Below are 23722 nucleotides of genomic sequence, written 5' to 3' on the forward strand. Positions count from 1 at the left end.
AATACGTGACGGAATTTGATATTGGCGAGTTTTTCATCCACGGCGATGCCCGGGAAGTAGAAGGTGAGTTTCAAGCGGTAATCGTGATGCGCGCCAAGCCGCCGCTGACCACTGTCACCACGCATCAGGTGGAAAAAGACCGTTGGTTCAAGACATTCGAGACGGCTGCGGTCGCCGGCCGGGAGCAAGCCCAGGCGCTCAAGGCTGCGGTGGATTCCGGCGCGCTGACCTCCTGAGAATCGGATCGAACTCTGGCGCGCCACAGGTCTCCCATGCATAACGATGGTCAGCCCGCATGGAGAAACCGATGGACACCACTACCCCAACGCTGGAAACCCTGTTCGATCAACTGGGCCTGGATTCGAGCCAGGAAGGCATCGAGCGCTTTACCGCAGAGCACCGCCTGCCCAATGACGTAAAGCTGATCGATGCGCCGTTCTGGAGTGAGCAACAGGCGAGCTTTCTCAGGGAGCAATTGCATGTCGATGCCGAGTGGGCGCCAGCCGTGGATGACCTGAATGCTTTGCTGCATGAATCGCCAGAGACTTGATTCACCCCCTGGCGAGATAACCGTGGCGGCGCGCTAAACCTTGGCCGCCTCGGGTTTATAGCCCAGACGCAAGCCGCCCCAATGACGACCCTTGACCCTGATCGGCACCGACAGGTCATGCATCAATTCACCCGTATCGCGGGTATAGGTTTGCAATAACACCGCCTGCTGGTGGCTGCCGCAGCGGATGCCGGTTCGGTCCTCGAACTTGCGCTTGGTGCGATTTTGCACCGCGTCCACCTGAGCATCTCCCGTCAACGCCTGTGAAAACGCCTGGTTATGCGTCGGCACGTAGCCTTGGGGCGTGCAGGCAATCGCAAACACCAGCCCCTCATGGCGCGGCAGCAAGGCCTCCTGTATCGCCGGCAGCACCTTGTCGGTGTAACCGTCAAAACGCGTGTGATATTTACTCGGGCGGGTATTGGGGATCAAGGTATAGCTGCGGTCGAACAGGTCATCCAGGCTGATTCGGCCCTGCTGCACATCCATCTCGAACTGTTCGGCGATACGGTGGGCGCCCTCCCGGGCCAGGTCGTAGACACGCTGGTGATAGTCATCGAGCCCGACCTCGGCCAGGCGCTCGCTGATGGTCTCCGCCTGCCCTTCCATCTGCACCGCAGCGTCGGCCAACTGGCGCGTCTGCTGGTCGCTCACCGTGAGGTCACTGCGCATCTGCTCCACCGCATGAAACAGGCTGTCGAGCTGCGCGCGGTTGGTGTCGCTGCCCTGGGCGATTTCGTTGACCTGCCCTTCCACATCCGCCGCCAGGCTGGCGATGGTCTCCAGTTGGTCGCCCGCCTCTTCCACTTGCGCGACGCCGGTAGTGAGGTCCGCCGACAGTTGGCGAATCTGCTCCACCACCTGGGCCGTGCGCTGCTGGATATCCGCCACCATCACCCCGACTTCATCGGTAGCCTTGGCCGTGCGTCCGGCCAGCCCCCGCACTTCATCGGCCACCACCGCAAACCCGCGTCCGTGCTCGCCGGCCCGCGCCGCTTCAATGGCGGCATTCAGCGCCAGCAGGTTGGTCTGGCTGGCGATGGACTGGATCACCAGGGTCACGCGCTGGATTTCTTCGCTGCGCAGGCTCAAGGCTTCGATCAGCTCACGGCTGGCGTTGGCGCGCTGGCTGAGCTGGTGCATGCGCGTGATGGACTGGGCCAGCACCTCGCGCCCTTCACTGCTGTGCTGATGGGCCTGGCTGGCTGCGCCAAGGGCCTGGCGACTGAGCTGGGCGGTCACCTGTTCGGTGCCGATCATCACTTCAGCGCTGCTGACGATCTGTTTGGCCGCACTCAGCTGAGATTGCAGGCGCGCCGCCAGTTGCTTGACCGAATAGGCCACGCCTGCGGCTGACAGTGCGTTATGGCTGGTGGTATGGGAAAGGTCGCGCGTCAGCTCACTGATCGCGTCAACGGTGTTGCTCGAGGTCACGGCTGGCGTACGGGGCTTCAAGCGCGGCAGCCAGATCACCAGCAAGGCCAGTGGCAGGCACAGGTACAGCGGCAGGCCGGCAAACACCAGGCCCAGCAGCACCAGCACCATGGCGGCGCTCTGCACAAGCGGCGTCAGCCAGACGGGCAGCCTGCTCACCGCTTGCGGTGGCATTGCCATGCCCATCAGAGATCCATCTCCAGCCATCGTCGTTACCCCACTGCTTGTCGTTGTTGTGCCTGCATTAAACGCCACTATCGGGCCATTATCCATGGGCCTTTAGTGGGGCGCGTGCAGCACAGCAACAGAGAGGGTGTAACAGGCATTGCCCTGGGGGCCGCAGGCACGGCGCCCCGGCTTCACCGGATCAGGCCTGGCGCTGATGCTTGTCGATCTGCTCGTGGCGCTCTTGGGCCTCGATGCAGTATTTGGTGGTAGGGCTGATCAGCAGGCGCTTGAGGCCGATAGGCTCGCCGCTGTCGTCACACCAGCCAAAGGAATCTTCCTTGATGCGCTCCAGGGCGCGTTCCAACTGCGGCAGCATGCGCTGGTCGCGGTCGATGGCATTGACCAGCCAGGTGCGCTCTTCTTCAACGGAGGCGGCGTCAGCCGGGTCGGCCGGGGTGTCCAGGCTTTCAATGGCGATACGGTTCTGCTCAATGCGCTCGTGGTGTTCGACTTTCATGTCCTGCAGCAACTTCTCGAAAAAAGCGTGCTGTTCGGCATTCATGTAGTCATCCGCCGGCATGGCCAGCAACTTTTCCTTTGTCATTGATTTCTCTATAAAAAAATACGTGCATTAAGGCGAATAAGGGAGCGTTCCGGTCGACCTCTGCAGGTCTCGGAAGGGCGCCATCCATTCCAAGCGCCACCCGGCACTCAATTTAAGAGGGGCGGCAGTCTAAGGCCGACTTGAGGGCGCAGCAACTGAAAAGACAGGCATTTTTCCCGATTAACCCCCAAAGGCACCAGGACGGGCTTGGCGAATGGTTATCGGAGTGCGTTTATAGCAGGAAAGTTCGTAAAGCGGCTATAAGCCGCACGCTGCAAGCGACAAGCTGCAAGGCGCGCCACTTGCAGCATGCCGATCAGCGCTTGAGCTTGCGTTTGTTGCGATATTGGTCAATCACCACCGCCACCACAATGATCAGCCCCTTGATGATGTCCTGGATATACGCATCCACCCCCACGAAGGTGAACCCGCTGGCCATCACCCCGAGGATCAGCGCGCCAATCACTGTGCCAGTGATGCGCCCTACCCCGCCCGCCAGGCTGGTGCCGCCGATCACCGCAGCGGCAATCGCGTCCAGCTCATAGGACATGCCCATGCCGGCCTGGCCGGTGGCGGCGCGTGCCGAGGCGACCACACCGGCCAACCCGGCGAGCAGGCCGGCGATGCTGTAGACGATGATCAGGTGGCGCTTGACGTTGATGCCCGAGGTGCGCGCCGCCTGCATGTTGCCGCCGATGGCGTAGGTGTACTTGCCGTAACGGGTGTAGCGCAGGGCGATGTGGAAGATCACCGCCACCACCAGAAAGATGATCACCGGCATGGCGCCATGGCCGATGGCGGTGTAGGAGTCCGACAGCATGCTCACCGGCTGCCCTTCGGTGTAGTAACGCGCCAGGCCACGGGCCGAGACCATCATGCCCAGCGTCGCAATGAACGGCGGGATGCCAGTCACCGCAATGATGCTGCCGTTGATCGCGCCGGCCAGCAGCCCCACACCGAGGCCCATCGCCACCGGAATCCACACCGGCAGGTCGGTGAGCGACGGAAACACCGCGCGGGAAAAGTCCGAGGTCTGCGCCAGGCTCGCGGCAATCATCGCCGACAACGCCAGCACCGAGCCCGAAGACAGATCAATGCCGGTGGTGATGATCACCTGGGTCACCCCGATGGCCAGCAAACCGATGATCGACACCTGCAAGATCATCAGCACCAGACGCTGGGAGTTCATCAAGAAGCTCTGGTCCCGCACGATCCAGCCAAACAGCTCAAACACCAGGCCGATGCCGATCAACACCAGAAAGATGCTCAGCTCGGTGGGCAAGCGCCGACGCTGCTTGACCGGTGCCGTGGCCGGCTTGTTGTCTGTTATTGCGTTCATAGCCCATTACCTTCCTGTTCTGTAGTCAGTGGACCGCGGTCATACCCGAAGCCAGTTGCATGACGTTTTCCTGGGTCGCTTCGCTGCGGTCCAGGGTGCCCATCAGTTCGCCTTCGTGCATCACCATCACCCGGTCGCTCATGCCGAGCACTTCGGGCAGCTCCGACGAGATCATGATCACCGCCATGCCTTCACTGGCCAGAAACGAGATCAAGCGATAGATCTCGGCCTTGGCACCCACATCGATACCCCGGGTCGGTTCATCCAGGATCAGCAGGCGTGGATGGGTCATCAACCAGCGCGCCAGCAAGGCTTTCTGCTGGTTGCCGCCGGAGAGGGTATCGATGCACTGCTCCAGCGACGGGGTCTTGACCCGCAGCTTTTTGCACATGTCTTCGCACAGCGCGCGCAAGGCTTTCTGCTGGATAAAACCGTTGTCCGAATAGTGCGGCAGCACGGCCATCTCCATGTTCTCCAGCACTGACAGGCAAGGAAACAGGCCACTGAGTTTGCGGTCCTCGGTCAACAGCGCAAAACCCTTCTCGATGGCCATGTGCGGGTCGCGGATGCGCACCGGCTGGCCGTCGAGAGTGATCTGCCCGCTGCTGCTGGGGGTGATGCCGAACAGGGTTTGCGCCACGTTGGTACGGCCCGACCCCATCAGCCCGGCGATGCCGAGGATCTCGCCGGCATGCAGGTCGAAGGACACGTCCTTGAACACGCCCTCCAGGCTCAGGTTGCGTACCGACAACAGCAAGTCGCCCACGGGCGTTTCGCGTACCGGAAACAACTGGCTCAGCTCACGGCCGACCATCATCGAGATCAGGCTGTCGCTGTTCATGCTGTCGGCGCGCTGCAAACCGATGTAGCGACCGTCACGAAACACCGCCACTTCATCGGCGATGGCGAACACTTCGTTCATCTTGTGGGTGATGTAGACAATGCCTTTGCCCTGGGACTTGAGGTCGGCAATGATCGAAAACAGGTGCGCAACTTCCTTCTCGGTAATCGCCGAAGTCGGTTCATCCATGATCAGGATGTCGGAGTCGTAGGACACCGCCTTGGCAATCTCGACCATCTGCCGCTCGGCGATGCTCAGGTTGCCGACCTGCTCCTCGGGGTCCAGGTTGATGCGCAGGCGCGCCAGCAACTCGGCGGTGCAGCGGTGCATTTCGCGGTGGTTGACCATGTGCAGGCTGTTGAGCTGCTCACGGCCGATCCAGATATTCTCGGCGATGCTCATGTGCGGCATCAGGTTGAGTTCCTGGTGGATCATCGCGATGCCTGCCTTCTGCGCGGCCAGCGGCGTTTCAAACACGATCGGCTGGCCCCGCAGACGGATTTCGCCGGCGTCGGGCTGGTAGATGCCGGCGATGATTTTCATCAAGGTCGACTTGCCGGCACCGTTCTCGCCCATCAGCGCCAGCACCGAGCCCGGACGAACGCGCAATTGCACATCGTCCAGGGCCACGACGCCGGGAAAACCTTTGCTGATGTTGACGATTTCCAGCAGGTAGGGTTCGTCCAGCGCCAGCGGCTGGATACCAGGGGGCTGCGAGGCAGTCGCTTGAGCGAGCATGGGAAGTACTCCATCTGCAGGACGGCCGTGGCCGCCCTGCCGCTTATTGTTGTTATGTCACTGCTATTTGAAGTCGTTGACGTTGTCCGGCGTGATCAGCTTGAACGGAATAATCACGTTCTGCTCGACGGGCTCCTTCTTCGCCATCTTGCGCGCGGCTTCCACCGAGCCTACTGCCTGCCCCTTGGCGTCCTGGAACGCCGAGGCAGCCATGTCGCCCTTGGTGATCGCGTTCAGCCCGTCCGGGGTTCCGTCGACACCGGCGATCAGCACCGTGCCGGGTTGGGTACCTGCCGATTTCAACGCCATGGACGCGCCGATGGCCATCTCGTCGTTATTGGCCAGCACCGCGTTGAACTCGCGACCCTGGGTCAGCCAGTCATTGACCAGGGTCATGCCCTTGTCACGCAGCCAGATGCCGGTCTGTTCCTGCTCGATCTTGATGTCGGGGTACTTGGCCAGCACCTCTTTCACGCCCTTGGTGCGGTTGGTCGTGGAGTTGTTCGCCAGGTCCCCCAGCAGGATCACAATCTTGCCCTTGCCACCGAGCTTCTCGGCGATGTATTGCATTTGCAGCTTGCCGGCCTCGACGTCATCGGAGGTGACGGCCACCACGCCCTTGGGCAGGTCTTTCTGGTCCGGGCGGCGGTTGACGAACACCAGCGGGATGCCGGCTTTGGTGGCTGCGCTGATGATGTTTTTGGTCGATGCGGTGTCCACCGGGTTGACAATAATCGCGTCGACCTTCTGGCTGATGAAATTCTCCACCTGGCTCAATTGCTTCACCACGTCGGCGCGGGCATCTTCGAATTGCAACTGCACGCCGTCGCCCTTGGGATAGGACTTGGCCTGCTTGTCCATGTCTTCGCGCAGGTAGGTGAGGAAGGTGTCATCGAAGGCGGACATGCTCACGCCCACCTTGATATCGGCGGCAGCGGCCATACCGCTGGCCAGCCACAGGGACAAGGCCAGCGCGGTAAAACGGATCGGGGTCTTCATGAACGGTCTGTCTCCACTTTCTTGTTGGTTTTCTGGACGTTGCGTAGATCAGGACTCGGCGGGCAGGCGGACCACCGGCGCGCCGGGTATGCAGCACACCAGCGCGCCGTGGTTTTCGACGCACAGCATATTCAGGAAGAAGAAGTAGAACGGCCGGGCGCGGGGCGCATGGGCAGGGCGTAAAACGCGCAGTACAGCGTTGAAGATTTTCATCTGACGGTACCTGGTTGTTTTTGATCTTGTTTTTGTCGAGTCGCGCGAATCGAATACGCGGCGACCTTTATGCAACCTGAAAAAGACTTTATTGGAAAATAATTTCCATATCAATATATTTTAGAATTTTATTCCATTTTTGAAAGCGCGTTCCTGACGTGCAGTGCAACCCTCCCACACTGACTGCAGTGCAATTAAAAAACACTGTAATCAGCCGTAGAATCTCGGCCGATCCGGCAGGCTGACCTTGACGATCTGCTCACTGCCTTGCGCCTCGATACACGCATCGGCGGCCACCGCCGCTGCGAAACCGTCCCACGCCGACGGCCCGCCGACGTGCCCGGCGCGCACGCTGTCGATAAAGGCCTGCAACTCCACGTCATAAGCACCGATGAAGCGGTCCTTCCAGTCCATCAGGATCGCATTGGACAGCTTGGCGCCACTGCGCAATTGCACCTGCGAAGGCTCCGGCAATTTGGCGATACCGGTCTCCCCCACCACCTCGCACTGGATGTCGTAGCCGTATTGGCAGTTCACAAACACCTCCACATCAATGCGCGTGCCCCTGGCCGTTTCCAACAGCACGATCTGCGGATCGCGCAGATGGGCCAGGGCCTTGCTGCTCTTGCGCGGGAATATTACCTGCACCGAGACGTAGTCGTCGTCGAGCAACCAGCGCAGCACGTCCAGCTCGTGGATCAGCGTGTCGGTGATCGCCATGCCGGTGGTGTAGTTTTCGCCCACCCTGGGGTTACGGTGCGCGCAGTGCAGCATCAGGGGCTCGCCGATCTGGCCGCTGTCGATCACGGCTTTCAGTGCGCGGTAACCGTCGTCATACGGGCGCATGAAGCCCACCTGCACCAGGCGCTTGCCGTGGGCCATTTCAGCATCGACGATCCTGCGGCACCCCTGGGCGGTCACCGCCAGGGGTTTTTCGCAGAACACCGGTTTGCCGGCGGCAATCGCGGCCAGCACGAACGCTTCATGGCTGGGGCCCCACGAGGTCACCAGCACGGCCTCCACCTGCGGCGAGTGGATCAGCGCATGGCCGTCCGGGTACACCTCGGCGTCCAGCTGCAACTCGGCAACCACCCGGGCGGCCTGCTCAAGGTCGATATCGGTCACCGCCACCACCTGGCTGTTGAGCAGGGTCCGGCTGCACCGACGAATATGGTCGCGGCCAATGGCGCCCGTGCCGATTACTCCAAGCTTCAAAGACATGCAAACACTCCTCTTGTTGTTAGTACTGCCGGGCCTTGGCCAGCTGTTCGTTGAGTCTTGCGGCGGCTGCACGGGTGCGCTCGCGGGTGGATACCTGCGCCACACCCACTCGCCACCACGACAGGTAGCCGTGGACCATGGTCTTGGGCAGTACCTTGATATCGATCAGGGTCGAAACGCTTTGCGTGCGCGCATCAGCCAGAGCCGCCTGCAGCTGCTCCACATTGCTGACCTTGTAGGTTTTGCAGCCGTAGGCCGCCGCGCTCATGGCGAAATCCACCGGTACCAGGCCGCCGTCGAGCTTGCCGCTCTCGGGGTTGCGGTAGCGAAATTCAGTGCCGAAGCTGTCCATGCCGTTGCCGATCTGCAGGTTGTTGATGCAACCGAAGGCCATGTTGTCCAGCAACACCACGTTGATCTTGCGCCGCTCCTGGATCGAGGTGGCCAGTTCCGAATGCAGCATCATGTAGGAACCATCGCCGACCAGCGCATACACCTCCTTCTGCGGCTCGGCCAGCTTCACGCCAAGGGCCGCATTGATCTCGTAGCCCATGCACGAATAGCCGTATTCGACGTGGTACGTGTTGACGCCCTTGCTGCGCCAGGCCCGCTGCAAATCCCCCGGCAGGCTACCGGCAGCGGCGACGATAATGGCGTCGTCGGCGAGACTTTGATTAAGCACGCCGAGGACGCGGCTCTGGGTGAGGCAGGAGCCGGTGAGCGCGATGAATTCGCGCAGTACCGCGCGGTCCAGCCGGTCGTCGACCTCGGGCACGAAGTCATCGCCCAGGTACTCCACGTGGTGCACGCGATCCAGCTCGGCCTCCAGTTGCGCCTTCGCGTCGATCACCTGTTCGCCCCAGCCCGCGCGGTAATCGCCGAGGGCATCGGCCAGCGCTTCGAGGGCCACCCTGGCGTCCGCCAGCACCTGCACACCGTCGAGTTTCAACACGTCGCACGGGCTGATATTGAGGTTCAGAAACCTCACTTCGGGGTGTTTGAACAGGGACTTGGACGAGGTGGTAAAGTCGGTATAACGGGTGCCGACGCCGATGATCAGGTCCGCCTCCGGCGCCAGCAGGTTGGCGGCCAGGCAGCCGGTTTCGCCGATGCCGCCCACATTGAGCGCATGGCTGGACAGCACGGCGCTCTTGCCCGCCTGAGTCTCGGCGAAGGGAATGTGAAACCGCTCGGCAAAGGCTTGCAGCGCCGCATTCGCACCGGCGTACCTCACCCCGCCGCCGCAGATGATCAATGGCTTGCGCTTGCCCCGGAACGCGGCCAACGCATCGCCGATCATCGCGGCGGTGGGCGCACGACGGTCGATGCGGTGCACGCGTTTTTGCAGGAAATAATCCGGGTAATCCCAGGCTTCGGCCTGCACGTCCTGCGGCAATGCCAGCGTTACGGCGCCGGTTTCAGCGGGGTCGGTGAGCACGCGCATGGCGTGGATCGCGGCGCTCATCAATTGCTCGGGACGGTTGATGCGGTCCCAGTATTTACTCACCGAACGGAACGCATCGTTGGTGCTGATGCTCAGGTCGTGGAACTGCTCGATCTGCTGCAGCACCGGGTCGGGCTGGCGGCTGGCGTAGACATCGCCGGGCAACAGCAGCAACGGAATACGGTTGGCGGTGGCGGTCGCCGCCGCGGTGAGCATATTCGCCGCGCCCGGACCGACGGACGCGGTGCACGCATAGATCTTGCGGCGCAGGTGCTGCTTGGCGAACCCGATGGCGGCGTGGGCCATGCCCTGCTCGTTGCGGCCCTGATGCACCACCAGGTCGCCGCTGTCCTGCTCCAGCGCCTGACCCAGGCCCAGCACATTGCCATGGCCGAAAATGGTGAACACCCCGGCGACAAACTTGCTCTGCACGCCGTCGACTTCGATGTACTGGTTATCCAAAAACTTCACCAGGGCCTGGGCCATGGTCAATCGTGTCGTGGTCATCACTTGCACCTTGTATGAATGCAGATCCTTACAGGTCCAGCAGCCAGCTGTGCTGAGGGTCGTTGTGAAAATGCCAGGCACGCTTGGGCCCGGCCATCACGTTCAGGTAATAGGACTCGTAGCCGTACGGCACGGTGACCGGGTGATACCCCTTGGGCACCACCACCAGGTCACTGTTTTCCACAGCCATGGCCTGGTCGAGGCTGCGGTCGTCGGTGTACACCCGTTGGAACACGAAGCCCTGGGGCGGGTTGATCTGGTGGTAGTAGGTTTCTTCCAGGCAACTCTGGTGCGGCAGGTCGTCGGTGTCATGCTTGTGCGGCGGGTAGCTCGACGAGTGCCCGGACGGGGTGCGCACTTCCACCACCAGCAGCGAATGGGCCGGCTCGCTGTCGGGCAGGATGTCGCACACATAACGGGTGTTGGCGCCCTTGCCGCGCACGCTGCGTTTGCAGTCTTCGGGGCGGATCAGGCGCGGCTCGAAACCTGCGGCGCCGGGGGCGGCGCACACGGCGATCTGCACATCGCTCAGCGCCGTCACCTGGGCATCGGTACCCGGCGGCAGGTAGGCGGCAAAGGGCGATGAGTCCTCGAACACCGACTGGCGATCACCCAGGTTCTGCCAGTCGAAGCCTTCGCCCTGAATATTTACCCGGCCACTGAGCAGCACCAGGCACAGCTCTTTATCGCCGGCGCTGACCGGCAGGGTTTCGCCCAGGCTCAGGCGGTAAGCACTGAAGCCCACGTACGCCAGGCGCCCTTCTTCCAGGGCGACCATGGTTTGTCCGCGTTTGCTGCTTTTGACCAACAGGCTCATGGTTGGGTCCTCTCATCGAGCAGCGCGCGCAAGGTGTCATAGCCTTTTTTCGCATAGACATAGCTGGGCGCCACGGCAGGGTCCTGCTCGGCTTCCACCACCAGCCAACCCCGATAGTTGGCCGCCAGCAGTACATCGAGCAGTTCGGCAAAGTTGATATCGCCATCGCCGGGCACGGTGAAAGTGCCGTTGACGATGCAGTCGGGAAAGCTCCACATCTGGTTGCGCGCCAGTTGCACCACCGGTTTGCGCACGTCCTTGAAATGCACGTGGCAAACGCGGTCGATGTGTTTGCGCAGCACTTCAAGCGGTTCGCCGCCGCCCATGTAGCAATGGCCCGAATCGAACAGCAGGCCGACTTCGGGGCCGGTGCGCTGCATCAACTGGTCGATGTCCTGCGGGGATTCGACATAGGCGCCCATGTGGTGGTGATAGGCCAGGCGCACGCCCCGGGACAGGGTAAAGCGCGCCAGCTCCGTGAGCTTGTCGGCGTAATCCTGCCAGGCCTGCTCGCTGTGAAAGCGCGGACGTTCGATCAGGCGGATGCGCGAACCCTGAATCGAGTCGGCGACTTCGCCGTACACCAGCACCGTGGCGCCGTTGTGTTTCAACAGGTCGACATGGCCGGCAATCGCTGCGATTTCTTCGGCGACCGAGCGGCGCGCCAGGCGACTGGAGTACCAGCCGGAGACCAGCGCCAGCTCATAGGGGCGCAGCACATCGGCGACGCCCGTGGGATCCCTGGGGAACTTGCCGTTGAGTTCAAACCCTTCGTAGCCGATTTCCTTGCCTTCGCTCAGCGCGGTGCTCAGCGGCGTTTCACCGCCCAGAGCAGGCAGGTCGTCGTTGCTCCAGGAGATCGGGTTGATGCCAATTCGGATTGCGGGCATGGCTGCACCTTTTATTGTTTTCAGGTATCACTGAGTGCTGCTTATGTGGGAGGAGGCTTGCTTGCGCTAGCGGTGCTCGTGATACAGGAGTGTTGACTGACACTCTGCAATCGGGAGCAAGCCCCGCCCCACAGTGGATCGCGTTTAATTCCGAGCGCTGCGCCAGGCGTTGATCAGTTGTTCGAAGATAGCCTGCACCTGCTGGACCAAGCGCTCGTCATCGATCTCCCCCGCCATCCACGCGCGGCTCGGTTCCTGGAAGATCGTGCGGCCCACGGCGAACCCGCGACAGCTGCGGCTGCGGCTGGCCTGACGGAAACCCTCGGCCAGACACTCGGCCGAGGCATTCAGCCCCAGCAACACCACGCCCCGGCAATACGGATCGCGCTCCTCGATCAGCTCATCGAGCCTGGTCCACTCCTCGGCCGACTGCGCCTCGATCTTCCACCACGCCGGGTAAATGCCCAGGTTGTACAGGCGCTTGACGCTACGGTAGAGCGCATGCGGGCAGGTGGAAGAATGATCCTTGGGCGGTATGACTTCCAGCAGCAATTCATGGCCGCTGACCAGGGACGCCTCGTACACCGCCTTGAGTTGTGCCTCCTGCTCCAGACGCAGCAGTGGTTCGTCATCCGGGTGAAACTGCACCAGACACTTGATGATCTGTTCCTGGGGCCAGGCAATCAGGTTGCTGCCCACCGAGCGCCCATGTTCAAACGCCAGCGGCCGTGAGTTCTGCACTTCCACCGGGCGCGCGATCCACCAGCCGCGACCGCTGGCGGCGTTGAGCGCGTCCTGGCCGAAACGCTGGTCGGCCAGCAGGCCCACATCGGCCTCGATGCCCTGCTCGCGCAGCCGGGTTTCGACGCGCTCGATGGCCTGGATAAACAGCTGTTTGATGGCGCTGATGCGGGTCAGGTCCTGGCCGCCCTTTTGCGCCAGTTCCACCAGTTGCCAGCGGTGGTCGAACGCAAAGACAAACAGCTGCCTCCAAGTCTTGCGCGGTACGGTGACCCGGTGCAGACGTTGCAGGGTTTCGTCCTGGTCCGGCCGCGTAATGGGCACCGGGCTGCTGAACAGGTATTCCAGTTCAGCGGGGGTGGGCATGGCGGGGGCGCAGGCATGCCGCGACACCACAAGACCACCGCAGGCATTGGCCAACTGGCTGCAACGCTGGTCACTGGCATCATTGAGCCAGCCGCTTAAAAAGCCCGACATGAACGCATCGCCGGCACCCAGCACGTTGAGCACCTCCACCTGCACGCCGGGGTAGATCGCGCCGTCTTCGAGGCTTGCCGGAATCGCGCCGTGGATGACCGTACAACCCTGCGGGCCGAGTTTGACCACCAGGGTTGCCGGGGTCAGCTCGCGCACGGTACGCAGTGCGGTAAGCAGGTCTTCACTGCCGCCGGCGATCAGGAATTCTTCTTCAGTGCCGACAATCAGGTCGAAGCGCGGCAGGATTTGCTGTACGTGCCGGCTGACATTCTGATCGGCCACGAAGCGTGTTTCGCCGTCGGCCTTGCCCGCCAGCCCCCACAGCACCGGGCGGTAGTCGATATCCAGCACGCACTTGACGTGGTGCCTGGCGGCGTAATCCAGCGCCTGAATGCTCGCCTTGTACACGCCGTCGCTGGAGAAATGTGTGCCGGTGATCAGCAACGCCTTGCTCGAAGCGATAAAGGCCTCGTCAATGTCTTCAGCGCGCAGGGCCATGTCGGCGCAGTTTTCGCGGTAGAACACCAGGGGGAAGGTTTCGCGGTCCTTGAGACCCAGCAGCACCAGGGCGGTGAGGCGTTGCGGGTCGACCTTGACCGCGCTCACGTCGCAGCCTTCGCGGGCCAGGGACTCCAGCAGAAAACGGCCCATGTGATCATCGCCGACGCGGCTGAGCATCGCCGACTTGAGACCCAGACGCGCGGTGCCGAATGCGATATTGGCGGAGGACCCGCCGAGGTACTTGGCAAAGCTGGTTACGTCCTCAAGCCGCGCGCCCACTTGCTGTGCGTAAAGGTCGACGCCCAGGCGCCCGAGGCAAATCAGATCCAATTGACGCCCACTGGCAAAACGAGTCTGGCCCATGCTGGCTCCTGTTATTTTTATCAGCCTGCGTCGTGCCGTCATGATCACGGCAAACGCTCTTGGTGGGCAGCAGACTAGAACGTACGGGGAGCAGGATCAATATTTATTCCATAATTATTTTTGTGGAATATTTTTTCCAATACGCCATCATAGGCGCGCGCCAGCCACCGTGCATCGTTTCAGCAGGCCCCGTGTTCCGTGATGCCGAGGTATTTTTTTGCGCCTACCCTGTAGACTTGCGCCACCCCAGCGCACCAGACGAACACGCCAGAAGGATTGCCCATGCCCGAGACCCCTTCACAAGACGCTCTCGCCAGCCCCCCGCTCAATGCCGAGCGCCTGTTGCAGCTGATCACCGAAGAATACGAAAGCCTGCCGCGCCAGCTCAAACGCATTGCCAGCTATATCAGCCAGCAGAGCGACCGAATCATGGTCGACCGCATCAGCGACATCGCCCGTGAATGCGAAGTGCACCCGTCGGCCATCGTGCGCTTTTCCCAGCGTTTCGGCTTCAGTGGGTTCAGTGAGATGCAGACGCTCTTTCGCGAGGCGTATACGCACAAGACCACGCCGGTGCAGAACTACCAGCAGCGCATCCGCAGCATGATCGCCAACAAGTCGCAGAAGGCCAGCGGCGGCGATCTGGCGCGCGAATGTGTCAACGCCACGTTATCGGGCATTGAACGACTGGGCCTGGAACTGGATGACGTGGCGTTCGACAAGGCGGTGGACCTGGTGGTCAACGCCGACAATATCTATGTGGTGGGCGTGCGCCGTTCGTTTGCGGTGGCCGACTACCTGGTCTACAACCTGCAGCACACCAACAAGCGCATCCATTTGGTCTCGGGGCTGGGCGGCAGTTATCGCGAGCAGATGCGCAGCGTGCGCGCCGATGACCTGGTGATCGCCATCAGCTTCACGCCGTACGGCAAAGAGACCCAGCACTGCCTGCGCATCGCCCAACACCATCAGGCCAGGACGCTGATCATTACCGACAGCAACCTCTCGCCCCTGGCCAAGCGCGCCAATGCGGTGCTGCTGGTCAACGAGGGGTCGTCCTTTGCATTTCGCTCATTGAGCGCAACATTGTGCCTGTGCCAGGCATTGTTCATCGCCGTGGCTTACCGCCTGGAATTGAAGGTGGACGAGATTCACGAGCAAGTGGGTTTCGACGACTGACCTGACACGCTGCAAAACAAAATGTGGGAGGGGGCTTGCCCCCTCCCACATGGGTATAGCGCCTGGCTCGGATCAGTGCATGAAGATCGCGATCAGAATGATCAACGGGATTGGCACGCCGAGGAACCACAGAAGTAATGAGCGCATGATGTTCTTCCTTATTTAACGAACGTAGGTTTCGGTTTCGACATACACCACTGCATCGCGACGGCGACCGCCGAAGGTGGCAGCGAAGCTGGCGAAGAACGCACCGATCAACAGCGACACGAAGGTCCACAGCGAGGCGTACGCAGCCACTTTCGCGGCAGTGTCGGCAGCTTGCTTGGCTTTGAGCTTGGCGTCTTCGATGGCTTTGCGGGCGTCGCCATACACCTTGTCGATACGCGCTTCGGCATCGGCCTGGCTGAGGTTGGTGCGCTGGCTGATCAGTTGGGCCAGGTAGGTACGGTCTTCCGGTGCCAACTGGCCGTCGTTGCTCAGGGTACGGGCGAAGATGCGACCGACCACGGCATGGGCTGCGTCATCGCTGACCGCTGCAGGGCGATCATCACGGAACAGGCTGTCGACGTAATAGCCGAAGTCGCCGCTGTGGGCGCCCTTGGCCATGCTGCCGGCGGCCTGGGTCATGCCGCTTGCCGCACCTGATGCCACACTGGCACCGGCTTTGACGCCACCGCCGACGACGCTGCTCACCGAGCCGACGACCAATACGGCCGTGATCAGGGTCGCCACGGCCCAGGCCAGGAAGCCGTGGGCGGTGTCGCGAAAGTACACCTCATCGCCATGCATGTTGGCCCACTTCACGCGCAAGCGACCGGCGATGTAACCGCCCAGGCCCGATGCGACGATCTGGGTGAAAGCCAGCCAGATAATGGTGGAAATGCCAAGGCCCTTGGCACTCATGCCGCTGTCGGCCCACGGCGATACCGCCGAGAAACCCAGGCCGAAGCCCAGCAGTACGAGGATCAGGGACAGTGCGGCCGCCGCAGCGGCGCCGGCAAAAATCGCCCCCCAGGAAACCCCGGAGCGCGCGCTCGATTCTTGAAGCGTGGTGGATGATGTGATCATTGTTGTTGTGCTCCCGGCAGGAAAAAAAGTGTTACAAGTCTCAAAAGGGACAGTGCAGGCCGCGTGCCAGCCCCCCTCAAAAATAAAATCTATATATTTCAACAAGTTAACTAAATTGAACTTACACAATCCATGCAAGTTGCAATAAACCCGGGTTTCGAGCGGGCGTAATGCAATCCTGCCGGCCATACACAACGCCCTCTGAGAGGGGGCTCGTTCCCACAGATGATTTTCCTGTCAGTTTTATGGAGATGACGTTTTATTTAGGAAACGTTCAGTTACTTATTGGCAAAATATACGTACTTCTAGTGTGAATCGCTCACCAGGTACTCCTATGACCCGTATTTTGACCATCGAGGATGACGCCGTAACGGCCCGCGAGATCGTCGCCGAGCTGAGTAGCCATGGACTGGAGGTGGACTGGGTGGACAATGGCCGCGAAGGCCTGGTCCGCGCCGTGAGTGGTGATTACGATCTGATCACCCTCGACCGCATGCTGCCGGAACTGGATGGCCTGGCCATCGTCACCACCCTGCGCACCATCGGCGTCTCCACGCCGATCCTGATGATCAGCGCCCTTTCCGACGTCGACGAGCGTGTGCGTGGCCTGCGCGCCGGCGGTGACGATTACCTGACCAAACCCTTCGCCTCCGATGAAATGGCCGCCCGCGTCGAAGTGCTGCTGCGCCGCAAAAACACGGTCAAGGAGTTCGAAACCGCATTGCGCGTGGCGGACCTGGAGCTGAACCTGATCAGCCGCGAAGCCAGTCGCGCCGATCAGCCGCTGACCCTGCTGCCCACCGAATACAAACTGCTCGAATTTCTGATGCGCAATACCGGGCAGATCCTCTCGCGCATGATGATCTTCGAGGAAGTCTGGGGCTATCACTTCGACCCCGGCACCAACCTGATCGACGTGCACATCGGGCGCCTGCGCAAAAAGATCGATCCCCCGGGCCTCACGCCGCTGATCCGCACGGTACGGGGCTCGGGTTATGTCATTGCTGAACCCCTCTAAGGGCTGGCGCTCCTCCAGCAGCCGCCTGCTGGCGCTGTACAGTTCGCTGTTTGTGGCCTGGAGCTGCATCCTCATGGGGGTGTTGTACTACGAGGTCTCGGGTTACCTGAGCGACTTGTCGCGCCATTCGCTGCTGCAGCGCCAGCACTTGTTCCAGCGTTTCGACGGCGAAGAGCTGGTGGAAGCGCTGACCACCAGCATGACCTTCGACATGAAGGGCGTGGACGCCTATGGTCTGTTTGACGAGGCCTTCCGTCCCTTGAGCGGACCGATCCGCGGATTGCCACCGGACCTGCCCCTGGACGGCAAGATCCACACGCTGGTCAATTGCGTCGAATCCGACGACCCCAAGTTGCCCAAGGACAGCTGCGATGCCGTCGCCACCCACACCGACGACGGCCGCTGGCTGGTGCTGGTGCGCGCCAACGGTTCGTTGTTCGGCGTGACGCGGATCATCTGGCACGCGCTGTTGTGGGCGCTGTCGTTGACCATCATCCCCGGGATCGCCGGCTGGCATCTGCTGCGCCGCCGCCCGCTGCGGCGCATTCGCGGAATCCAGGCGAGCGCCGAGGCCATCGTCGCCGGCGACCTCACCCACCGCCTGCCGCTGTCCGACCGGCGTGATGAGCTGGACATGCTCGCGGCCATCGTCAACGCCATGCTCGACCGCATCGAAAAACTCATGAACGAGGTCAAGGGCGTGTGCGACAACATCGCCCACGACCTGCGCACCCCGCTGACGCGCCTGCGCGCGCAGTTGTACCGCATCAAGCAGCAAGCCGAGGAGAACTCGGTGCACGCGGTAAAACTTGACGATGCGATTGCCGAAACCGATACGCTGATGGCACGGTTTCGCGGGCTGTTGCGCATCTCGGAACTGGAGGACCACCAGCGCCGCTCGGGCTTTCTGGTAATGGACCCGCTGCCGCTGCTGCGCGAACTGCATGACTTTTACCTGCCCCTGGCCGAGGAAGGCGAATTGCAACTGGTATTGGACGTGCCGGCGACTTTGCCGCCGATCAGCGGCGACCGCGCACTGCTGTTCGAAGCCCTGTCCAACCTGCTGAGCAACTCGATCAAGTTCACCCCGCCGGGGGGCGAAGTGATTTTGCGCGCGGTCAACAACGCCGGCAGCACCCGCATTGAGGTGCACGACTCCGGGCCGGGCATCCCGCTGGCCGAGCGCGATGCGGTGTTCCAGCGCTTTTATCGGGTGGATGAAAGTGATCAGCAAGGCGGGTTCGGGCTGGGCTTGTCGATTGTGGCGGCGATCATCAACCTGCATGGTTTCAAGCTGGACGTGGGCACCAGCCAGCGCGGCGGCGCAAGGCTGGCGCTCGAGTGTCGGCAACAGCTGATGCCCAAATAACCCGGACACTGCAAAAAAAACTGTGGGAGCAAGCCCCCTCCCACAGTCGGATCTGATCAGGCCGGGTAGTTGGCGCGCAGCGCCGCAAGTCCATCGCCGTACACACCAGTGAACAATTTCTCGACGGCCGCCTCGGTGGTGCCTGCCGCCGGTGTGAACACGCCGGACCAGGTCACCTTTGCCGACGTCTCGGTCAGCGCCTCAACCTGCACCGTCGCCAGATAAGCACTCACCGGAAACGGCGATTGCTCGATGGTGTAGCTGTAGGTGCGCGCCACGTTATCAAAGGTTTGCAGGCGCTCCACGATCACGGCGCCATCGGTGGTTTGCAAGTGACGCACGCGTCCGCCCTCACTCGGCTCGCTGCTGGCGATGAACGCCAGCCAGTCCGGCAGGCTGTTGAAACCGCCCATCAATTGCCAGACCTGATCGGCACACGCGGGGATTTCAATGACGCAAGATGCTGTTGCCATGGCAGGTACTCCAGAAGGTCAATAAGAACTCAGCTCGCCGGCAGTGTACGCCACCCTTGCATGCAGCTCTCCCAATGACTTGTAAAACCTCGCCGTAATGCCTAGCTTATGCGCCCCCTCGCCCAACGCTTTAAGGCCCCGCCCATGGTTTTGCGTTTTCGCCCTTTTCGCCCTCTGGCCACTTCACCTTTTGCCCTCGGTCTGTTGCTCAGCAGCGGCATGGGCAGCAGCCAGGCGGCTGAAGTCGAACTGCCGGCGCTACAGGTCCAGGGCCAGGAGGCGTCCGGCTACCGCACCGAGAGCGCGTCGGTCGGCGGTTTCGACGAAGCGCCGTTGCTCGACACGCCGGCCTCGATCACGGTCATCAACGCCACGCTGATCAAGGACCAGCAGGCGCGCCTGCTCAGTGAAGTGCTGCGCAACGACGCCTCGGTGGGCGACAGCTATGCGCCGATCGGCTACTACGAAAACTTCGTGGTGCGCGGCTTCTCGCTGAATGCGGCGAGCAGCTACAAGATCAACGGGCGCACCATCACCGGCGAGCAGAACGTCGCGCTGGAGAACAAGCAGCAGGTGGAAGTGCTCAAGGGCCTGGCCGGGCTGCAAAGCGGGGTTTCCGAACCCGCCGGCGTCATCAACTACGTGACCAAGCGCCCGGAAGAGGTGCGTTCGGTCACCGTCTCCAGCGATGATCGCGGCAGCGGCTATGTGGCCACGGATGTGGGCGGCTGGTTCGGCAGCGAGCAACAGTTCGGCCTGCGTGCCAACGTGGCCCATGAAGACCTCAACACCTATGTGGAACACGCCAATGGCCGGCGCGATTTCGTGTCCCTGGCCTTTGACTGGAACCTCAGCCCCGACACGGTGCTGCAACTGGACGCGGAATACCAGAACAGGCAACAGCGCTCGGTGCCGGGCTATCAATTGCTGGGCGGCACGGAAGTGCCCCACGGCGCATCGCCGAAAAAACTGCTGGGGCATCAGAGCGGTTCCAGGCAGGTGGGCATCGACTCGCTGAACCTCAACGGCAAGTTCGAGTACCGCTTCAGCGACCAATGGAAAGGCAGCCTCAGTGCCGCCCGCAGCCAGGTGGTGATTGACGACTACAGCGCCTTTGCCTGGGGCTGCTACGGTTCGGCCAGTTGCAGCGGGTCGAGCACGCCCAACCACTTCAGCCCCGAAGGCAATTACGACGTCTACGACTTCCGCAGCCCGGATGACACGCGCCGCGACGATGAAGTGCAGGCAACCATGACCGGCCTGTTCGACACCGCCGGCATCGGTCATGAGCTGACCTTCGGCAGCAGCGCCTTTCGCCGGGTGGTCGACAAACGCATGCCAGTCAACGAGCTGATCGGCACCGCCACTATCGACGAGGACGTGCCGGCCTTCACCCCCACCGACAAGCCGCTCAACGACAGCCATCGCGCCCTCGACAGCCGCCAGTACGGCGTGTTCGTCACCGACCGCATGCGCCTGAGCGAGCAATGGCAAACCATTCTGGGCGGCCGCGAAGTGCGCCTGGATGAGCAGGCGTTCGACAGCGACGGCAACCTGGCACGGCATACCCAACAGTCTGTGTTCCTGCCCCAGGCGGCGTTGATCTACAAGCCGGTGGAGGCTGTTTCGCTGTACACCCGCTACAGCAAAGGCCTGTCCCTGGGCGGCACCGCGCCGTGGTTTGCGAGCAACGCCAATACCACCCTGGCACCGACCACATCACGGCAGATCGAAGCCGGGGTGAAATACGACTGGCGCCGCATCAGCTTCGCCGCCGCCGTGTTCCAGACGCGCCAGGCCTATCAATATGCCAGGCCCGACGGCGCTGGTAACTTCACTTACGTACAACAGGGCGAGCAGAAGAACACTGGCCTGGAACTGTCAGCCAATGGCTGGGCCACCGAGCGCCTGCAGATCGCGACCAGCGTGGCGGCCATTCGTGCGCGGGTGAGCGGCAGCGGCACGCCAGATTATGAAGATCATCAGGCAATCAACGTGCCCACACTGCGTGCCAGTGTGTATGCCGATTACGCGTTGCCGTGGGTGAACGGTCTGACGGTGCTGGGCGGCGTGCAATACAGCGCCAAAAAGTACGCCAATCGCACCGGCAATGCAGAGGTGGGGGATTACGCGGTGGTCAATGTCGGCAGCCGCTACACCACCCGGCTCGATGGCTATGAAACGGTGTTTCGCCTGAGCGTCGACAACCTGTTCGACAAGCGATACTGGCGTGACGCGGGCGAGTACATGGGCGATGACTACCTGTTCCAGGGCGCACCCTTGACGGCCCGCTTGAGTGCATCGGTCAACTTCTGATTCAGGTATGCATGCAGATCCAACTGTGGGAGAACGCCTGGTTTTAAAGCCTGAAATGTCAGACAGCCACATCACTGTGACAAGCAGGCTTATTGTGGCGAGCGGGCCTCGCGAAAGCGCTAAGCCCCCCCACATTGCGCCTTACCAGAACCGCTGCTGGGTCAGGCGGCTCCACCACGTCAGCAGCACGCGGTCCACTGAACCGCTGGCCGCCAGGCCCACGCGCTCCTGCAGGCTCTTGCGCTCGGCGTAATGCAGGTGGAACACCTCGGCCGTCCTGGCTTTGGTGGCCAGGTATTCGTCGCTGGTCTGCAGCGCGTCGACCAGTTGCTTGTCCAGCGCCGCCACGCCCAGCCATACCTCGCCGGTGGCAACGTCATCGATTGACAGCTGCGGACGGTAGCGCGAGACAAAGTTCTTGAACAGTTGGTGGGTGATGTCCAGGTCTTCCTGGAACTTCTCCCGGCCTTTCTCGGTGTTTTCGCCGAACACCGTGAGGGTGCGCTTGTATTCACCGGCGGTCAGCACTTCAAAGTCGATGTCGTGCTTTTTCAGCAGGCGGTTGACGTTGGGCAACTGCGCGACCACACCGATGGAGCCGAGGATGGCGAACGGCGCGCTGATGATCTTCTCGCCAATGCACGCCATCATGTAGCCGCCGCTGGCCGCGATCTTGTCGATGCACACGGTCAATGGCACGCCCGCCTGGCGAATGCGCGCCAGTTGCGACGAGGCCAGGCCGTAGCTGTGCACCATGCCGCCGCCGCTTTCCAGACGCAGCACCACTTCGTCCTCGGGCGTGGCCAGGCTCAGCAACGCAGTGATTTCATGGCGCAGGCTCTCGGTGGCCGAGGCCTTGATATCGCCATCGAAATCCAGCACAAACACCCGCGGCCGGGCCTCTGGCTTCTTCTTGCTGTTCTTCTTTTCGGTTTTGCTTTCGGACTTGCGCAGGGCCTTGAGCTGGTCCTTGTCGAGCAGGGACGACTCCAGGCGCTCACGCAACCCCTTGTAGAAATCATTGAGCTTGCTGACCTGCAACTGGCCGGCGGACTTGCGACGACCTTTACTGCGCAGCGCCGCGAAGCTGATCAGGACGACCAGGATCGCGACCACCAGGGTGACGGTCTTTGCGAGAAAGCTCGCGTATTCAGCCAGAAAATCCATGGTTCTCCTTACAAGTGCAGTGCGCTACGCGCGGATGGGCCCAGCATACCGGCGGCACTGCCTTCGGACCAGTGCCCAAACCGCCAGCAGCGGGCCTCCAAGGACCTTTTAAAACAAGCGTATGTTTTTCCATTGACAGCTTCCAGGCATCCCCATAACCTCGTCGGACGTTTCAACGTACCCAGGAAAACGGACGTGGGCAGCATCTATCTGATTCGGCATGGCCAGGCCTCTTTCGGGGCAGACGACTATGACGTCCTGTCGCCCATCGGGGTGGAACAGGCGCAGGTGCTCGGTCGTCACCTCGCCGACCTGGGGATTGCCTTCGACCGCTGCATCGCCGGCGACCTGCGCCGCCAACAGCACACTGCCAGCGCCACCTTTGAATCCTTCAGCGCCCTCGGCTTGCCGGTCCCGCCCGTGGAAACCGACAGCGCATTCAATGAATTCGACGCCGAAGCCGTCATCCGCGCGCTGCTCCCCGAGCTGTTGAGTGAAGAACCCGAAGCCCTCGACATCCTGCGCAACGCCGCGCAAAACCGCCGCGAATTCCAGCGCATCTTTGCGCTGATCATCGACCGCTGGCTGGCCGGCACTTACGACCCGCCGGGGCTGGAAAGCTGGCTGGGGTTCGTCGAACGCGTGCAGGGTGGTCTGCAGCGTCTGCTGGATAAGGCCGACGACGCCGACAAGATCGCCGTGTTCACCTCCGGCGGCACCATTACCGCCCTGCTCCACCTGATCACCCGAATGCCTGCCGCCCAGGCCTTCGAGCTGAACTGGCAAATTGTTAACACCTCGCTCAACCAGCTGAAATTCCGCGGTCGCGAGGTGGCCCTGGCTTCCTTCAACAGTCATGCGCACTTGCAACTGTTGAAGGCGCCGCAGCTCATCACGTTCCGATGAACTGCGGCCCACCGTGACCCCAAGGTCACTGGACTCTACCCTAAAGGATCGAAACCATGACTGACGTAGCCAAAGCCGTAGAAGCAATGAAAGCCAAATTCAACCCAAGCGCCGCCGAAGGTCTGGACCTGGTGTTCGGTTTCCGTATCGACGACACCAAGAACTTCTCGCTGGTGGTCAAGGACAAGACCTGTGAACTGCAGGAAGGCGAAAACCCGGACGCCCAGGTCACCCTGGTGATGGACAGCGAAACCCTGGAAGGCATCGTCGACGGTTCCACCGACGGCATGCAGGCGTTCATGGGCGGCAAGCTGCGCACCGAAGGCGACATGATGCTGGCCATGAAGCTGAGCGAATTGTTCCCGTCCTGAGTGCCCGT

Annotated in this window: 22 protein-coding genes; 8 read left to right on the forward strand and 14 right to left on the reverse strand. The window is 61.8% G+C overall.

The genetic code is table 11. The features are described 5' to 3' along the window. Positions 1–5 precede the first annotated feature (5 nt). Entirely contained in the window at positions 6–236 is a 231-nt protein-coding gene (locus TU79_RS07615) for a hypothetical protein (protein WP_003232286.1), read from the forward strand. Between the two features lie 71 nt (positions 237–307). Further along, complete coding sequence (locus TU79_RS07620) at positions 308–550, forward strand: DUF2789 domain-containing protein (protein WP_057007425.1); 243 nt, start codon at positions 308–310, stop codon at positions 548–550. Between the two features lie 33 nt (positions 551–583). Here TU79_RS07620 and TU79_RS07625 read toward each other — a convergent pair whose 3' ends face one another. The 11 genes from TU79_RS07625 to TU79_RS07670 form a co-directional block, all read right to left on the reverse strand. After that, a complete protein-coding gene (locus TU79_RS07625) occupies positions 584–2257 on the reverse strand; it encodes a methyl-accepting chemotaxis protein (RefSeq protein WP_414896174.1) in 1674 nt (557 codons plus the stop codon). Between the two features lie 94 nt (positions 2258–2351). Beyond that, positions 2352–2756, reverse strand: a complete 405-nt coding sequence (locus tag TU79_RS07630) for a TraR/DksA family transcriptional regulator (RefSeq protein ID WP_003191666.1) — start codon at positions 2754–2756, stop codon at positions 2352–2354. A gap of 316 nt (positions 2757–3072) precedes the next feature. Next, a complete protein-coding gene (locus tag TU79_RS07635) occupies positions 3073–4095 on the reverse strand; it encodes an ABC transporter permease (protein ID WP_057007427.1) in 1023 nt (340 codons plus the stop codon). Positions 4096–4120: 25 nt separating this feature from the next. Next, on the reverse strand, positions 4121–5674 hold the full coding sequence (locus TU79_RS07640) for a sugar ABC transporter ATP-binding protein (protein ID WP_057007428.1): 1554 nt from the start codon (positions 5672–5674) through the stop codon (positions 4121–4123). Positions 5675–5737: 63 nt separating this feature from the next. Then, the gene (locus TU79_RS07645) at positions 5738–6673 is read right to left on the reverse strand and encodes a sugar ABC transporter substrate-binding protein (protein WP_057007429.1); all 936 of its coding nucleotides are present in this window, start codon (positions 6671–6673) and stop codon (positions 5738–5740) included. A 48-nt stretch (positions 6674–6721) separates the two neighbouring features. Beyond that, positions 6722–6886: a hypothetical protein gene (locus TU79_RS26265; protein WP_169793785.1), complete on the reverse strand. Its 165-nt coding sequence runs from the start codon at positions 6884–6886 to the stop codon at positions 6722–6724. Positions 6887–7096: 210 nt separating this feature from the next. Continuing rightward, positions 7097–8107 (reverse strand): bifunctional inositol 2-dehydrogenase/D-chiro-inositol 1-dehydrogenase, encoded by a 1011-nt coding sequence (iolG, locus tag TU79_RS07650; RefSeq protein ID WP_057007430.1) that lies wholly within the window; start codon positions 8105–8107, stop codon positions 7097–7099. A gap of 19 nt (positions 8108–8126) precedes the next feature. Further along, entirely contained in the window at positions 8127–10058 is a 1932-nt protein-coding gene (gene iolD / locus TU79_RS07655) for a 3D-(3,5/4)-trihydroxycyclohexane-1,2-dione acylhydrolase (decyclizing) (RefSeq protein WP_057007431.1), read from the reverse strand. A 28-nt stretch (positions 10059–10086) separates the two neighbouring features. Continuing rightward, positions 10087–10875, reverse strand: a complete 789-nt coding sequence (gene iolB / locus TU79_RS07660) for a 5-deoxy-glucuronate isomerase (protein WP_057007432.1) — start codon at positions 10873–10875, stop codon at positions 10087–10089. Beyond that, positions 10872–11765: a myo-inosose-2 dehydratase gene (iolE, locus tag TU79_RS07665; protein ID WP_057007433.1), complete on the reverse strand. Its 894-nt coding sequence runs from the start codon at positions 11763–11765 to the stop codon at positions 10872–10874. The genes iolB and iolE overlap by 4 nt, the downstream gene beginning before the upstream one ends. A gap of 144 nt (positions 11766–11909) precedes the next feature. Further along, a complete protein-coding gene (locus TU79_RS07670; protein WP_057007434.1) occupies positions 11910–13847 on the reverse strand; it encodes a bifunctional 5-dehydro-2-deoxygluconokinase/5-dehydro-2-deoxyphosphogluconate aldolase in 1938 nt (645 codons plus the stop codon). 282 nt (positions 13848–14129) lie between these two features. On the opposite strand from TU79_RS07670, the gene TU79_RS07675 reads away from it, so the two are divergent. Continuing rightward, positions 14130–15026, forward strand: coding sequence for a MurR/RpiR family transcriptional regulator (locus TU79_RS07675; protein ID WP_057007435.1), 897 nt, complete (start codon positions 14130–14132; stop codon positions 15024–15026). Between the two features lie 162 nt (positions 15027–15188). Here the strand turns inward: TU79_RS07675 and TU79_RS07680 are convergent, their stop codons facing one another. Further along, entirely contained in the window at positions 15189–16094 is a 906-nt protein-coding gene (locus TU79_RS07680; protein WP_057007436.1) for a hypothetical protein, read from the reverse strand. A gap of 334 nt (positions 16095–16428) precedes the next feature. Between TU79_RS07680 and TU79_RS07685 the strand changes: the two genes are divergently transcribed. Together TU79_RS07685 and TU79_RS07690 are read left to right on the forward strand one after the other, a co-directional pair. Next, a complete protein-coding gene (locus TU79_RS07685) occupies positions 16429–17112 on the forward strand; it encodes a response regulator transcription factor (RefSeq protein WP_057007437.1) in 684 nt (227 codons plus the stop codon). Beyond that, positions 17090–18481, forward strand: a complete 1392-nt coding sequence (locus TU79_RS07690; protein WP_057007438.1) for a sensor histidine kinase — start codon at positions 17090–17092, stop codon at positions 18479–18481. The genes TU79_RS07685 and TU79_RS07690 overlap by 23 nt, the downstream gene beginning before the upstream one ends. 56 nt (positions 18482–18537) lie before the next feature. On the opposite strand, the gene TU79_RS07695 is transcribed toward TU79_RS07690, so the two are convergent. Beyond that, positions 18538–18954: an SRPBCC family protein gene (locus TU79_RS07695; RefSeq protein WP_057007439.1), complete on the reverse strand. Its 417-nt coding sequence runs from the start codon at positions 18952–18954 to the stop codon at positions 18538–18540. 144 nt (positions 18955–19098) lie between these two features. Here TU79_RS07695 and TU79_RS07700 point away from each other — a divergent pair, with 144 nt between their 5' ends. Continuing rightward, positions 19099–21270 carry a TonB-dependent siderophore receptor gene (locus TU79_RS07700; protein ID WP_057007440.1) on the forward strand — a complete coding sequence of 724 codons (2172 nt, stop codon included), beginning with the start codon at positions 19099–19101 and terminating at the stop codon, positions 21268–21270. A gap of 141 nt (positions 21271–21411) precedes the next feature. Here TU79_RS07700 and sohB read toward each other — a convergent pair whose 3' ends face one another. After that, positions 21412–22437, reverse strand: a complete 1026-nt coding sequence (sohB, locus tag TU79_RS07705; protein ID WP_057007441.1) for a protease SohB — start codon at positions 22435–22437, stop codon at positions 21412–21414. Between the two features lie 195 nt (positions 22438–22632). Between sohB and TU79_RS07710 the strand changes: the two genes are divergently transcribed. Continuing rightward, on the forward strand, positions 22633–23343 hold the full coding sequence (locus TU79_RS07710) for a histidine phosphatase family protein (RefSeq protein WP_057007442.1): 711 nt from the start codon (positions 22633–22635) through the stop codon (positions 23341–23343). Between the two features lie 56 nt (positions 23344–23399). Next, positions 23400–23714 (forward strand): SCP2 sterol-binding domain-containing protein, encoded by a 315-nt coding sequence (locus TU79_RS07715; protein ID WP_005788868.1) that lies wholly within the window; start codon positions 23400–23402, stop codon positions 23712–23714. The last annotated feature ends 8 nt before the right edge of the window (positions 23715–23722 follow it).

It is taken from the genome of Pseudomonas trivialis (assembly GCF_001439805.1).
In the GTDB taxonomy this organism is placed as follows: Bacteria; Pseudomonadota; Gammaproteobacteria; order Pseudomonadales; family Pseudomonadaceae; genus Aquipseudomonas; species Aquipseudomonas trivialis.

What these genes read in the sequence shown, in the direction of transcription:
- TU79_RS07635 (WP_057007427.1), bottom strand. Translation starts at nt 4,095, where the DNA reads ATGAACGCAATAACAGACAACAAGCCGGCCACGGCACCGGTCAAGCAG.
- TU79_RS07680 (WP_057007436.1), bottom strand. Translation starts at nt 16,094, where the DNA reads ATGATCACATCATCCACCACGCTTCAAGAATCGAGCGCGCGCTCCGGG.
- TU79_RS07700 (WP_057007440.1), top strand. Translation starts at nt 19,099, where the DNA reads ATGGTTTTGCGTTTTCGCCCTTTTCGCCCTCTGGCCACTTCACCTTTT.
- iolE (WP_057007433.1), bottom strand. Translation starts at nt 11,765, where the DNA reads ATGCCCGCAATCCGAATTGGCATCAACCCGATCTCCTGGAGCAACGAC.
- TU79_RS07670 (WP_057007434.1), bottom strand. Translation starts at nt 13,847, where the DNA reads ATGGGCCAGACTCGTTTTGCCAGTGGGCGTCAATTGGATCTGATTTGC.
- sohB (WP_057007441.1), bottom strand. Translation starts at nt 22,437, where the DNA reads ATGGATTTTCTGGCTGAATACGCGAGCTTTCTCGCAAAGACCGTCACC.
- TU79_RS07645 (WP_057007429.1), bottom strand. Translation starts at nt 6,673, where the DNA reads ATGAAGACCCCGATCCGTTTTACCGCGCTGGCCTTGTCCCTGTGGCTG.
- TU79_RS07640 (WP_057007428.1), bottom strand. Translation starts at nt 5,674, where the DNA reads ATGCTCGCTCAAGCGACTGCCTCGCAGCCCCCTGGTATCCAGCCGCTG.
- TU79_RS07695 (WP_057007439.1), bottom strand. Translation starts at nt 18,954, where the DNA reads ATGGCAACAGCATCTTGCGTCATTGAAATCCCCGCGTGTGCCGATCAG.
- TU79_RS07675 (WP_057007435.1), top strand. Translation starts at nt 14,130, where the DNA reads ATGCCCGAGACCCCTTCACAAGACGCTCTCGCCAGCCCCCCGCTCAAT.
- TU79_RS07685 (WP_057007437.1), top strand. Translation starts at nt 16,429, where the DNA reads ATGACCCGTATTTTGACCATCGAGGATGACGCCGTAACGGCCCGCGAG.
- iolD (WP_057007431.1), bottom strand. Translation starts at nt 10,058, where the DNA reads ATGACCACGACACGATTGACCATGGCCCAGGCCCTGGTGAAGTTTTTG.
- TU79_RS26265 (WP_169793785.1), bottom strand. Translation starts at nt 6,886, where the DNA reads ATGAAAATCTTCAACGCTGTACTGCGCGTTTTACGCCCTGCCCATGCG.
- iolG (WP_057007430.1), bottom strand. Translation starts at nt 8,107, where the DNA reads ATGTCTTTGAAGCTTGGAGTAATCGGCACGGGCGCCATTGGCCGCGAC.
- TU79_RS07715 (WP_005788868.1), top strand. Translation starts at nt 23,400, where the DNA reads ATGACTGACGTAGCCAAAGCCGTAGAAGCAATGAAAGCCAAATTCAAC.
- TU79_RS07625 (WP_414896174.1), bottom strand. Translation starts at nt 2,257, where the DNA reads ATGGATAATGGCCCGATAGTGGCGTTTAATGCAGGCACAACAACGACA.
- TU79_RS07620 (WP_057007425.1), top strand. Translation starts at nt 308, where the DNA reads ATGGACACCACTACCCCAACGCTGGAAACCCTGTTCGATCAACTGGGC.
- TU79_RS07630 (WP_003191666.1), bottom strand. Translation starts at nt 2,756, where the DNA reads ATGACAAAGGAAAAGTTGCTGGCCATGCCGGCGGATGACTACATGAAT.
- TU79_RS07690 (WP_057007438.1), top strand. Translation starts at nt 17,090, where the DNA reads ATGTCATTGCTGAACCCCTCTAAGGGCTGGCGCTCCTCCAGCAGCCGC.
- iolB (WP_057007432.1), bottom strand. Translation starts at nt 10,875, where the DNA reads ATGAGCCTGTTGGTCAAAAGCAGCAAACGCGGACAAACCATGGTCGCC.